This is a genomic window from Psychrobacillus soli, from assembly GCF_006861775.1.
GTDB lineage: Bacteria > Bacillota > Bacilli > Bacillales_A > Planococcaceae > Psychrobacillus > Psychrobacillus soli.
This window is the reverse complement of record NZ_VDGG01000025.1, coordinates 54,754-66,535: the sequence shown is the minus strand read 5'-3', so window position 1 is coordinate 66,535 and position 11,782 is coordinate 54,754. Positions and strand designations below refer to the sequence as shown.

The following is an 11,782-nucleotide window of genomic DNA, read 5'->3' as shown; positions in this document are numbered from 1 at the left end:
TTATTTTACTCATAATGATTTCTCCCGTTCAAAGTTCGTAAATTCTAGTATAACGGGGTTTTGAAAAAGAAAAAACCCCGAATAGCTACACTTTTTCTAAAGTGTCTACTATTCGGGGTTCAGTTCACTCCGGATAAATACACCCTTTTCTTTTTTATTAACTAGGATCGAATATTTACCAAAAAATTATGATGGTACAAATCAATGAAAAAGTAAATCCGACCTGATTACCTATTTCTCATTTTCATTATTTACTCAAACATTAATATTTTTGGATCTTTATGATAGCAATGAACGAGCATAGCATGTAATTGTCCTCTATGATGATACAGATGTGCTAATATTTCTAGCAGCCACTCAAATTTCGTATAAGTCAAACCCCAATAGGAAGTAGTTTCCCTTTTAAGTTCCTCCTCCGATAATTGTCTCACATTACTTTCTAATGCATTAAAATTAGTAAGCAACCCCTTTTTTAATGCACCTAATGTTTTATAGGATATTGCCGAATAATAGTTTTCCATTTCTTCTTTTGTTGCACCATTTGAAATATGCCAATCCGCTTCGCAAATCACTGCAATATGTTCCAATAATTCCCCAATGGACTGTTTATTAGATGTAGGTCTTTTTTGTAAATCAGCTTCTTCTAATTTCTCTATTATTTCAATTATTGTTTTGACAGCTACTTCTATTTGATGTAATACAGTTTCACGATACATGAGGCCCTCTTTCTTATAACTTTTACTCTTCGTTTAATTGATTTATTGCGCTATTTATTTTATTAATTGTTTCTTCATTTCCATCAATATAATATACCAATATGTTTTTAGTAGCATATGTTTGATGAATCACTAATTCTGCTGCCGCTGTTTTTTCTTCAAATTCAAGCTTTCCTTTTTCTCTTTCCTGTTCATTTGGAAATACATAAATAGACAGGGGCTTACCATCAATAAAATATGCAATTGGAATAACATCGTTTAATTGTTGGAAAAAAACATTGTTACTCGGTAAATTTGATTCTTCTAATTTTAAGTTTTGTTCCGTTAGAGTAGTTTCAATTTGTTCTATTGTAATTTGATCCATGGTTGAATTATCTTCTGTAGCTTGTAGTTGACTGCAAGCACTGAGAACAGAAATGATTAATATTAAAAACAATCGTTTATTTACCAAAAAACACACCCTCTTGTTTTTAGCATAAGACGAATTTGTACCATCTTATGCTAAAACGAAAATAGCGATAAATGCTTTTGGAATTAACATCTTACATACTTGCGTTTAAAACCAAGCTTGCCTCTATCCACTTCTTTTTGAATACTTTCGTTTGCATTTAGGAAACTACTTTTTTTCTTTTCCCGTTTCACTTCTACTATACCTATTTCCTTTGCGGTCTCGACTGCTTTTTCATGGAGCGGCACATAGGAAATCCCTACGGTGTATACAAAATTATTCATAGCGGATTTTGCACGTTCTGGCGAATCATGAATCGTATTTTTCACCGTATCAAGCATATTGGAAATCTTTTCTTCCGAAAATTCAACGTCTTTTCGATTTCCTAAAAGCCAACAGTAGCAGCTCCAGCCCGCTGACATTCTTAGCTCTTCGCCACTTGCGATCCATTTGTCCGCAACCTCTTGTGCAATATCGGACTCTGATAAAGTGACAGCCACCACATAATCGGACAACATATAAAAATACGCCTCATCCATCCAACGATCATAATCCGACTCGGTCATACCTTTTGGATTTGCAATAATGCCTGCAAAATACATAGCATCGTAATTCCCAGTGGCATAAAGCTCTTCAGCTAAAGGCTGGTTTATTTTTATTTTCTTTGCGATTGGTTTCATAGCGCCTGTAGCTACACCAAATAGCGGCTCATGTGCGCCATTGGATAAGTACATTTTTTTCATTCGTTCCTTGCCAAGCGCTTCAAGCTCCTGCATAACCATTTCCAAATTCATCGTTTAGCACTTCCTTCTATTAGAATGTTTCCTCTATAATTTCGCCTATTAAATACAATACCATTATCCTATAACAAACGATCATTTGTCAGCAAAACTAAACTGTTTATAAGTAAAATGAAGAGGCCGCCAAATTAGGCAGCCTCTTCTTGTTTGAATTATGGAACAATTGTTTAATAGAGAATGCTGCTCTTATAGTATTTAAGCAACACTATTAGATTTTTTAGTGAAGAAACTTACAATAAACATTACGATAATATTTGTGAATAACGCTATGACACCAATATTTAAATCTTGAATTGCACTTGGCAAAGATGGGAACAAGCTTGCCATTGTAGTTTTAGTAAACGTGACATAAATAACGATTGCCACACCTACAAACATACCAAATCCTGCACCGTATTTAGTGATTCCATTGTTCTTTCTCAAGCTTAAATATAGTGAAGGTGCCATTTGAGTTATTAAGCTGAAAGAAGTTAGATATAATGTTGCTAGTGTATCACTTCCACTCATTGAGAAAAACGCACATGCTATTGATAATAAAACAACAAATCCTTTTGCAGAAATAGCTTTATTTTTCTCTGAAAGATTAGGCTTTAATGGTTCAATCACATTCGTGGTAATCATTGTTGCCGCTGACATCAGCATCATAGATCCAGGAACAAGTGTAGCTAATAATCCTGTTGCTCCAATAATACCGACAAACCATGGATCGAATGTTTTCATTGAAAGTTCTAACAATGCAAAGTCTCCATTTTTTAAACCAGGAAGCTCAACGACTGCTGTAAACCCAACAAGGTAAACGAACAACACCATTAAGGCATAAACTGGAAGTATTACTGCATTAAATCGAAAGGCTTTTGCATTTTTAGAGGCAAAGACTGTTGGTGCAACATGAGGCCACATAAAATATGCAAATGAACTGATAGCTACAGTAGATACAAACCAAGGAACACTTAAACCTTTCTCTGGCAAGGTTAATGCATGAGGTTTGATTTCATTAACTGCTTGGAATAACCCTCCAATACTTCCATGATAATGGATCGGTAAATAAACTCCTAAAAATATGATAACGAAGAATATTAAGACATCTTTAACCGTAGATGTCCACGCTGACCCATGTATTCCTGAGACCATGACGTAAACTAACAATGCAATCATTCCAACCCAAATGGCTACAGTAGAAGAAATGGCACCGTACGATGTAGCTGCTACTAATATCCCCATTGATTTAAACAGAATTGTGATGTACGGAATTAGTGCTAAAACACCCACTATTGCAACAAATATTCCAAGGCCTTTACTTTTATATTTTGTTGAAAAGAACTGGGATTGCGATACGATATTGTTTTCTTTTGCATATTTCCAAATTGGAGGTAATATCCAATAAGATGTAATGGTACCTAAAACAGTGAAAGCTAATATATAAAATGCTGCTGCTCCATTGTTAAAGGCCAAACCGCTCGTTCCGAGCAATGTGAAAACCGAGTACGTTTCTCCAGCTAACAAGATGAATACGAAGAGTCCACCAAAGCCACGTCCTCCGATTGCCCATTGTTCCATACTCATATCTTTTCCGCGTTTTGCCAAAAGCCCTAATACAATACTAATAATTAAAAATAGTGTGATAATAGCCAATGCTATATTCATTCTTCTTCACCCTCCCTATTCAAAGGGTCTAGACGATAAATAATCAACATGATGATTGAACAAAGAACAGACCAAAGAATAATCCAAAATAAGAAAAAAGGTATCCCCAAAACATAAGGTTCAACTTTATTTACAAAAGCGACGCCACCTAGTATTGCGATAAAAGGTAGTACAGCTAGTAAGTAGTAATACTTCATATCTTCACCTTGCCTTTCAAATATGTGTTAGGTTAAGTAAAAGGGGGCGTTAAAATGGAATTCATCCCATCTAATCGAGCACTCCGCATTAAGAAATTTGCCCCCTATTTTTCCAAAAGTGATTTTGCTGCTGATCCAGGGACAAATTTACCGTATCCAGGATTTTTCGTTACTTTTTCTCCATCAAATACTTCTTCACCACGTAAAATGGTAGAAATGACTTTACAATTTAATTCTTGTCCATTATAAGGAGTTAATTTTGAATAAGATTTAAATGAATTTTGGTCGATAACTGTTTTTTGAGTCGGATCGATTACGGTGAAGTCAGCATCATATCCCACACTGATTTGTCCTTTTCCAGGTATAGAGAACACTTCTGCTGGATGAGTAGACATTAAATTTGCAAAGTCATTCGGTGATAATCTTCCGTTTGCAACAGTGCTATTAAACATTAACGGTGTCATTATTTCAACGCCAGGAAGCCCAGATGAAGCAAGGAAAATATTCTCGTTTCCTCTTTCTTTTTGCTCTGCACTCCACGGAGCATGATCTGAGGAAATCAAGTCGATATTTCCTTCATCAATATGTTTCCATAGCCCTTGAACTTCCGCTTTTTCTCTTAATGGAGGATTATTTTTAGCAATTGGTCCGTATTTCTCTAAATCATCCACATCCATTAGTAAATATGGATAACATGTTTCACAAGTCACTTTAACACCTTGATCTTGGAACAATTTAATCATGTCAATTGTTCTTGGATGACTAACATGGACGATATGGAGTTTTACATTTGTCCAGTATGCAAATTCCAATAATTTTAATACAGCACTTGTTTCCGTAACAGGTGGACGCGTTTCGTTATGAGCTCTAGGATAAACCTTTCCTTCTTTCTGATATTGGTCAATCATATCGACAATAATTTCGTCATTTTCAGAATGGAAAGCAGCGCGAAGACCTGTTTCCTCAATTAGCTTCATTGCTTTCAATATTTCTGGATCGGGAATTCTTGGAAAACGATATGCATCGGTTTCAAAGGTGGACATTTTAAAAGCAATTGCTCCAGCTTCCGCTAAAGGTTTGATTTGATCTGTTCCATCCGTTTTCGAAATTGTTCCCCACAAACAAATATCGACAATTGCTTCTTCCTCTAACTTTTTAACTTTCTTATTAAATTGATCTACATTGTTAACCGGGTTTGGTAAATCATACGGCATGTCTAGGAAAGTGGTAATTCCACCGGCTGCTGCGGAAGAGCTCGTTGTCACAAATCCTTCATCCGGATTACTAAAACAATGAACATGTACGTCTATCACCCCGGGGAATACAAACGAATCACCATAATCTTTACAATCCTCAGACTCCAGATTACCTGTTCCCTCAAAAATGCTAACTATTTTTCCTTCTTGGATTCCCACTTCACCTTTGATTACTCTATCTTTTAAAACAATTTTCCCTTTAATAATGCTATCTACTTGGCTCATAACAAGGACTCCTTTTATAATTGTTTTTCAATTTTTTCAACAGCCTGTTGAATCTCGTTTATAATTTCTTGACTTTCGTTTTTTTCCATTCTTTCTTTCGGTCCTGCCACACTCAATGAGGCAACTAGTTTGCGGTCACTATCAAATATCGGCATACCGTAGGAAATAACACCCTCATCAATTTCACTAACTGAAAATGAATAACCTTTTTCTCGGATATCAGCTAAATGTTTTAACATCTCATCTAAATCTTGAATTGTATAATCCGTATGTTTCATTACCATTCCACTCTTAAAGAGATCTTCCACAATTTTGTCACCCATATGCGCCAATAGTGCTTTAGAGGAAGCACCACCGTACAACGGAACAATATTTCCTTGTTCAGAAGAGACCTTTATTGGGTGACCTGACGGAACAGCCGCTAAACAGACAGCTTGCAGATTGGAGGGAACCAATAAAATGGATGTTTCCCCTGTCGATCTTGTTAATTCTCTCATGGCTGCTTGAGATATAACCGGTAGATCAATATCCATCTTCACAATTCTAGCAAGCTTCAAAAAGTTATAACCTAAACTATATAATCCTGGGGAATATTCGATAATGTATCCTCTTTCTTTTAGTACTCTCATATGCCTATACACTGAACTTTGAGGTTGTTGTAATCTTTCTGCAAGCTCAGGCACAGAGAGAGCTCTTGTTTCAAAATCAAACTGATCTAAAATATCCAAGGTTTTTTCCGCGCTCAATCATATATCCCCCAATTCCTTAAATTTCAATAGACGCCTCAGAATTATCACTTTTTGATAACGCATTATCTATAAATGATAATATACACCGGAGCAACAGAATGCGCAAGCGCTTTCATGCAGAAAATTTTTTAAACGCAAAAAAATCCGTTCATCATTTATTTATGACGAACGAATTTTTCACACTTTATGGAATTACATAAGTTTACGCTTTTGCCTTTACTTCGAAAATGCCAATACAGCTTGTAGCATTGCCTTCGCTCCAAAATAGAAATCTTCCTTTTCTGCCCATTCTTCTGGACAATGACTTCTACCATCTTTGCATGGAATAAATATCATTCCCACTGGAGCAAGTAACGACATTTGGTTTGCATCGTGACCTGCTCCACTCGGTAATTCAATCACTTTTTCTGTTATTGAACTACAAGATTCTTTTAATAACTGCTTAATTTCATTGCTAATAACAATTGCTCCTGAACGAGAGACATTTTCTGTTTTTATTTTCACCTCTCGTTTTAAAGCGATTTCCTCCACTTTTGACAAAAATTCACTACCCACTTCATCAATTGCTTTTTCCGAAATACTACGAATTTCAACTGCAAATTCTACTTTACCAGGCACTACATTCGAAGCATTAGGAAAATTATTAAAGACGCCTACTGTCCCCACAACTGGCTGATCAAACTTGCCATTTGCTACACTCTCTAAAGCAAGCGTCATCTCAGAGGCTGCTGTTAGCGCATCATTTCTCATATTCATTGGGGTTGTGCCCGAATGATTTGGTAATCCATCCACGGTCACTTTATAACGCTGAATACCTACAATTCCAGTCACAACGCCTAAGCTAGCATTATTTCTTAGTAAAACAGGGCCTTGTTCTATATGCAATTCAAGGTATAAAGCAATTGAACCTTTTTCTTTTTTACAATTTTTGATGTGGCTTGGATTTCCACCTGCATACGCAATTGCTTCTGACAAAGTTTGCCCTGCTGGATTTGTATAAGACAACATTTCTTCGGTTAAGTTGCCAGACCACGCCCTGCTCCCGACTGTAGATAAACCGTATTCTGAGGGTTCTTCCGATGTAAAATCAACGACTTCAATTGTATGTTTAACAGGTATGTCATTTTCTTTAATCGCTCTCACAATTTCTAATCCTGCTAGAACACCTGCAATACCATCAAATCTCCCACCATTTGGAACAGTATCAGTGTGAGAACCAATCACAATAGGAGGCAAATTAGGCTCTGTTCCGATTAATCGACCAATGACATTTGAGCCTTCATCTATTTCTACTTCCAGACCACTATCTCTCATTTGTTTCATCAACCATTCTCGTCCTTCGTTATACTTTGCAGTAAACGACCTTCTTGTCCATGGTTGGTCCTCCATCGTAATAGTAGCTAAATCATTAATCGTTCCCCATAGTCGCTCTTTATTTATTAAATCCATTTCATCACCTCATAGTTTAATAATATAGAATTCTACCGTATAGTCGTATTTGTTAGTTATTCAGATTCAAAAGTCTTATTATGATCCATCCTTAGTAAATAAAATGCAAGTTCAATTTACGTAGTTGTAAAATACTTTTTAACAACTAAATGCTAAACGATTTTGCCATTCCAAATTTGTTCGAAAGAGTTCCCCCCTATGTTTTCCTAGTTTTACTGCAGAAGTTTGCCTCCCTGCTGAAGTATGGTAGAAATATTACCTAACGAAATTTAGATTGTCAATTCACTGTATTGAGTAATAGCATATCCTAATGAGCAACAAATACGTATACATGTACGGCAAAATCATCCTTGAACAAAACACCGCTTTTATTTTTTGTATTCCTTCAAAACAGGACCATTCTTATTAAAGCAACGATAAATATTACTTTTGTAACTTCATATGTAGTTTTACAAAAATGATAAAAATAGGATAAATAAAATTACTAAATTCATTGAAAATCATGACAAAATAAACTTTCTTTCCTCCTCTTTTTACTTCCAAAAAAAACCTCTAAATGCAACATATTTATCACAGAAATAACAAAAAAGAGCCGACTAAGCAGCTCAATAATCTTTAAGCAAAGCAGAGGTCGACTCCATATATAGCAATTTCGATGATTGCAGAATTCTATATGTTTACTACAAAAGGAATAAAGAGAGAATTTAATAAGTATCAATTTTGAAAGCTTTGATTGGAAAATACCCTTCGTTTTATATTCACCTTCACTTTAAAATATGAGAATAAATAACATCCTATTATTACAATAGCACTACCAATTCCTTGTATCCAAGTCATTTGTTCACCTAAAAATAGAAAGGCTAAAATGGAAGTAAATATCGGATTAAAATTTAAAAAAACCCCTGATGTAGTGGAACCTAATTTTTGAACACAAATATTCCAAAGTACCATACATACTACTGTTGAGATCACTCCTGTATAAAGAATAGAACATATGAAAGAAGTATTTATATTCGAAACAGTAAAATCAGGGACGCTCAAAGGTAGAAGAACAATCAGTCCAAAAACAGCAGAATATAAAGTAGACATTAAAGCTGAAGTTTTGGTCATGGCCCATTTGCAGCAAATAGTATATATACCCCAAATACATACTGCAGCAATCATCCATAAATCACCTGTATTAAAATCCCATGAAAGCAGGTAGGCTATTTTACCTTTTGATAGTACAATAATCACACCAAAAAGGGAAAAAACCATGGCAAAAATTTGGAACAAATTAATTTTTTCTTTCAAAAATATAACGGAACAAACAGCGATGGAAATCATATTTAATGTACTTATTAATCCCACATTTGTCGCGGTTGTATGCTCCAATGCTACTAATTGCAAAAGGTTAAATAGAACAACGCCTGTTAATCCCATTAAAAACAAAGGAAGTATTGCATTTCGCGGTGGAAGAATCTTTTTTTCCTTCCACCATACAAGAGGTACGAGGCAAACGACCGCAATAATCCACCTTAGGGTTGTCAGGGTGATTGGAGAAGCATCTTCAACAAGAGATTTACTAACAACAAAATTCCCTGCCCAAAATAAACAGGTTAAAAGCAGCAATACATAATACTTAATCGACATTTCTTCTATCCCCTTTTATCACCGTTCTAAGTGCTATACCTTTAGCCTTTTTCCAGCGGCGTGATTCGCTCACTTTAAATAATTTTAACATTTCTATTCCAAAACAGCATTTCTTTCTGTATAATTGAATAAATTCAAAATAATTGTAAGTTAGTAACTGCATTTACAAAATAATATTAAATTTCTATTCATGTTTTGTGCGTATATAAAAAGAATTATAAAGGAGTAGAATTTAGTGGAATCCATAGTTAGTAAAATACTTGATGATTTGGATCTTCAAATATTAGATATCTTGCAAAATGGAGCACAGATAAGCAATTCTGAAATTGCTAAACGAGTTAATCTGTCTCCACCTGCTACTCACACACGCATAAAAAGATTGGAAAATGAAGGATATATAAATCGACATGTCGTTATTTTAAATCAAGAAAAGCTTGGATTTGATTTATTATCTTTTATTTTTATGAGTACGAATATTCATCAATCTGAGCAGCTGGAAGCTTTGGAGAATGCATTAAAGTCTATGCCAGAAGTTTTAGAGTGTCATTGCTTAACGGGTGAATATGATTATCTTCTAAAGGTAGCAAACAAAGATCGCAGGGAATTGGAGAAGTTTATTAGAAAATTAAATAAGCTTGGTATTACACGCATACAAACTAGCTTAGCATTAAGGGAAATTAAGCATTCCACTGTTTTACCTATACGGGAAGACAAAAACCTTTAGATGATATTTGTAGAAAGGACCATTAAATACTTTAATACTTGCTCAGCATATCATTCATATAAAACAATAAAAAAAACCGAACTGTTGGTTTAACAACTTTTCGGGTTAGATGTTTTATGATGTTAAGTAATATTTTTTAGCCAAGTCTTTATACGAATAATGTAGAATGGCTCAATCCGAGTAATAAAAAACAGGGTAACTTAAAAGATAGTACAATACAAGTAGGAAGCTACACATTATTTATGGCAGCTTCCTTATTTACGGTATCTATTAGATGATCATTATGTTGAAGTATTAGAATCTAAAGTATTACGCCTGCAAAATTCCCTTTTAATACTTCTTTTTCGCGTTGATTTATACATAAAAACGATGCAGTAATAGCTGTTCTATTATTTTTATTTTCTTGCCTTTCATATTTTTCAATTTTCACTTCACAGATGATTGTATCTCCCGTAAACACAGGTCTTAAAAACTCAAAATTCATCGTACGAGCTAGAACATTATTATCTCCCCCTACCTTTGTTGGTAGAGTTGCCGTTAGTAACCCTTGGACAATAAGTCTTCCTTGTTCATCTGGGGTTAGATGATGAATCCCTTCGTCACCCGAAATTTCTGTAAATAATTCCACATCTCTCCTTGAAAAAGCTCGTTCAAACGTAATGATATCTCCTACTTTTAGTGACATAAAATTCTCCCCTTTAAAATGCTCTTGACTAAACCTTCCATTGTCTCTGCTTTATATTCTTTTCCATCCATTCCTTTGCTGGTGCTTTGTACGGAGCGGTTGCGACTAAATAATTGTCATGCCAGCTTGCTGCTCCGGAACGAATCATTTCATCGAGTAGAATTGGAATAAATTCCTCCGGCTGAACGTGGAAAGAGTAGCGTGCAAAATCCTGGAACCAGCCACACTGCAATAGATAATGATCGATTTCTTCTTTAGCCAATCCATTTTTCATTATTAATGTGAACGAAAAAATTCGTTTGCAAGCATGCCATGAAATTTTCTCAGGTTGCTCGATCCACTTTTCAAACCGTTTCCTTGCCGTATCAATGGAAGCTTTAGGATTCTCTATTTGAGGTCCATGCCCTGAATAAGCCCTTCCGATTCTTAGCATAGACAACCGCTCCAAACTTTCTAAAGATCGTTGAATCGATGAAACACCTTCGCGAAAAATATTTAACCATCCGATGTCGTTATTGTGGAAGAGATCCCCGCAAATTAAAAGCTCTTCTTCCGGGTCATATAAAGAAATATGTCCTAACGTATGCCCTGGTGTGTGCAAGACTTGCAATGTTCTACTTCCTGTATGAATCTCATCATTATCTGATAGTTTTCTATCGACTCGATAAGGTCCTACAGGCTGATCTAGCCACTCTGCACTACAAGCTTCTGGGTCACGAGCATTAATTAATTCTGCCTCCCATTTATGGGCAGCAATCGGAAGACCATACTTTTCTTGAAAATGAAAATTGCCTCCTACATGGTCACTATGATAATGCGTGTTCACGATAAGATGTAATTGTTCTGGTGAGACGCCAGCTTCTTTCATTAATAGCACTGTATCTTGCACGTCACTACCAAAACCAGTATCAATCAGAATCGGGAGTTCATCTTTTATAAGGATCATATTTGCACTTGGAAATTTTCGTTCAAAGAAAATAATCTCAGACTTTTTCATAAGCAATTCCCCTTCAATTCAATAATTAAACGAGTATGACTGAGCGTTCACTCAATATCAATTATACATTATTTCTGATTATTTTAAATAGATTGATTATAATTGTTTTGAAGGTGGTAGCATAACCCCTGCTTTCAACACGAATACCCCTATCCTGTTTTAGATAGGGGTAAGTAAAGTATGGAAAAATAATCAAAACGTCGTAATTCGATACAAGTTCATTTCATTCAAATGAAATTTTTATGGGCACTCTACTGTAA

At 35.2% G+C, this 11,782-nt stretch carries 12 protein-coding genes; 1 reads left to right on the top strand and 11 read right to left on the bottom strand.

Translation table 11 applies throughout. The annotated features are described in order from the left end of the window. Positions 1–251 precede the first annotated feature (251 nt). The 9 genes from FG383_RS12925 to FG383_RS12885 form a co-directional block, all read right to left on the bottom strand. Complete coding sequence (locus FG383_RS12925; protein WP_142607806.1) at positions 252–716, bottom strand: DinB family protein; 465 nt, start codon at positions 714–716, stop codon at positions 252–254. A gap of 22 nt (positions 717–738) precedes the next feature. Beyond that, positions 739–1,167 carry a hypothetical protein gene (locus FG383_RS12920; protein ID WP_142607805.1) on the bottom strand — a complete coding sequence of 143 codons (429 nt, stop codon included), beginning with the start codon at positions 1,165–1,167 and terminating at the stop codon, positions 739–741. A gap of 83 nt (positions 1,168–1,250) precedes the next feature. Further along, positions 1,251–1,958 carry a DNA alkylation repair protein gene (locus FG383_RS12915; protein ID WP_142607804.1) on the bottom strand — a complete coding sequence of 236 codons (708 nt, stop codon included), beginning with the start codon at positions 1,956–1,958 and terminating at the stop codon, positions 1,251–1,253. Between the two features lie 201 nt (positions 1,959–2,159). Next, complete coding sequence (locus tag FG383_RS12910; RefSeq protein WP_142607803.1) at positions 2,160–3,608, bottom strand: sodium:solute symporter family protein; 1,449 nt, start codon at positions 3,606–3,608, stop codon at positions 2,160–2,162. Beyond that, positions 3,605–3,805, bottom strand: a complete 201-nt coding sequence (locus FG383_RS12905) for a DUF3311 domain-containing protein (protein ID WP_142607802.1) — start codon at positions 3,803–3,805, stop codon at positions 3,605–3,607. Before FG383_RS12905 ends, FG383_RS12910 begins: the two co-directional genes overlap by 4 nt. A 104-nt stretch (positions 3,806–3,909) precedes the next feature. Further along, positions 3,910–5,286 carry a dihydroorotase gene (locus FG383_RS12900; RefSeq protein WP_142607801.1) on the bottom strand — a complete coding sequence of 459 codons (1,377 nt, stop codon included), beginning with the start codon at positions 5,284–5,286 and terminating at the stop codon, positions 3,910–3,912. A 14-nt stretch (positions 5,287–5,300) separates the two neighbouring features. Next, the gene (locus tag FG383_RS12895) at positions 5,301–6,032 is read right to left on the bottom strand and encodes an IclR family transcriptional regulator (protein WP_142607800.1); all 732 of its coding nucleotides are present in this window, start codon (positions 6,030–6,032) and stop codon (positions 5,301–5,303) included. 219 nt (positions 6,033–6,251) lie between these two features. Further along, entirely contained in the window at positions 6,252–7,484 is a 1,233-nt protein-coding gene (locus FG383_RS12890) for a Zn-dependent hydrolase (protein ID WP_142607799.1), read from the bottom strand. A gap of 714 nt (positions 7,485–8,198) precedes the next feature. Further along, positions 8,199–9,116: a DMT family transporter gene (locus FG383_RS12885; protein WP_142607798.1), complete on the bottom strand. Its 918-nt coding sequence runs from the start codon at positions 9,114–9,116 to the stop codon at positions 8,199–8,201. Positions 9,117–9,351: 235 nt separating this feature from the next. Between FG383_RS12885 and FG383_RS12880 the strand changes: the two genes are divergently transcribed. Next, positions 9,352–9,840: an Lrp/AsnC family transcriptional regulator gene (locus FG383_RS12880; protein ID WP_142607797.1), complete on the top strand. Its 489-nt coding sequence runs from the start codon at positions 9,352–9,354 to the stop codon at positions 9,838–9,840. A gap of 301 nt (positions 9,841–10,141) precedes the next feature. Here FG383_RS12880 and FG383_RS12875 read toward each other — a convergent pair whose 3' ends face one another. Both FG383_RS12875 and FG383_RS12870 read right to left on the bottom strand, forming a co-directional pair. Beyond that, positions 10,142–10,525 (bottom strand): FAS1-like dehydratase domain-containing protein, encoded by a 384-nt coding sequence (locus FG383_RS12875; protein WP_142607796.1) that lies wholly within the window; start codon positions 10,523–10,525, stop codon positions 10,142–10,144. 28 nt (positions 10,526–10,553) lie between these two features. Beyond that, on the bottom strand, positions 10,554–11,522 hold the full coding sequence (locus FG383_RS12870; protein WP_142607795.1) for an MBL fold metallo-hydrolase: 969 nt from the start codon (positions 11,520–11,522) through the stop codon (positions 10,554–10,556). Between the last annotated feature and the right edge of the window lie 260 nt (positions 11,523–11,782).

What these genes read in the sequence shown, in the direction of transcription:
- FG383_RS12925 (WP_142607806.1), bottom strand. Translation starts at nt 716, where the DNA reads ATGTATCGTGAAACTGTATTACATCAAATAGAAGTAGCTGTCAAAACA.
- FG383_RS12875 (WP_142607796.1), bottom strand. Translation starts at nt 10,525, where the DNA reads ATGTCACTAAAAGTAGGAGATATCATTACGTTTGAACGAGCTTTTTCA.
- FG383_RS12905 (WP_142607802.1), bottom strand. Translation starts at nt 3,805, where the DNA reads ATGAAGTATTACTACTTACTAGCTGTACTACCTTTTATCGCAATACTA.
- FG383_RS12910 (WP_142607803.1), bottom strand. Translation starts at nt 3,608, where the DNA reads ATGAATATAGCATTGGCTATTATCACACTATTTTTAATTATTAGTATT.
- FG383_RS12915 (WP_142607804.1), bottom strand. Translation starts at nt 1,958, where the DNA reads ATGAATTTGGAAATGGTTATGCAGGAGCTTGAAGCGCTTGGCAAGGAA.
- FG383_RS12900 (WP_142607801.1), bottom strand. Translation starts at nt 5,286, where the DNA reads ATGAGCCAAGTAGATAGCATTATTAAAGGGAAAATTGTTTTAAAAGAT.
- FG383_RS12870 (WP_142607795.1), bottom strand. Translation starts at nt 11,522, where the DNA reads ATGAAAAAGTCTGAGATTATTTTCTTTGAACGAAAATTTCCAAGTGCA.
- FG383_RS12890 (WP_142607799.1), bottom strand. Translation starts at nt 7,484, where the DNA reads ATGGATTTAATAAATAAAGAGCGACTATGGGGAACGATTAATGATTTA.
- FG383_RS12885 (WP_142607798.1), bottom strand. Translation starts at nt 9,116, where the DNA reads ATGTCGATTAAGTATTATGTATTGCTGCTTTTAACCTGTTTATTTTGG.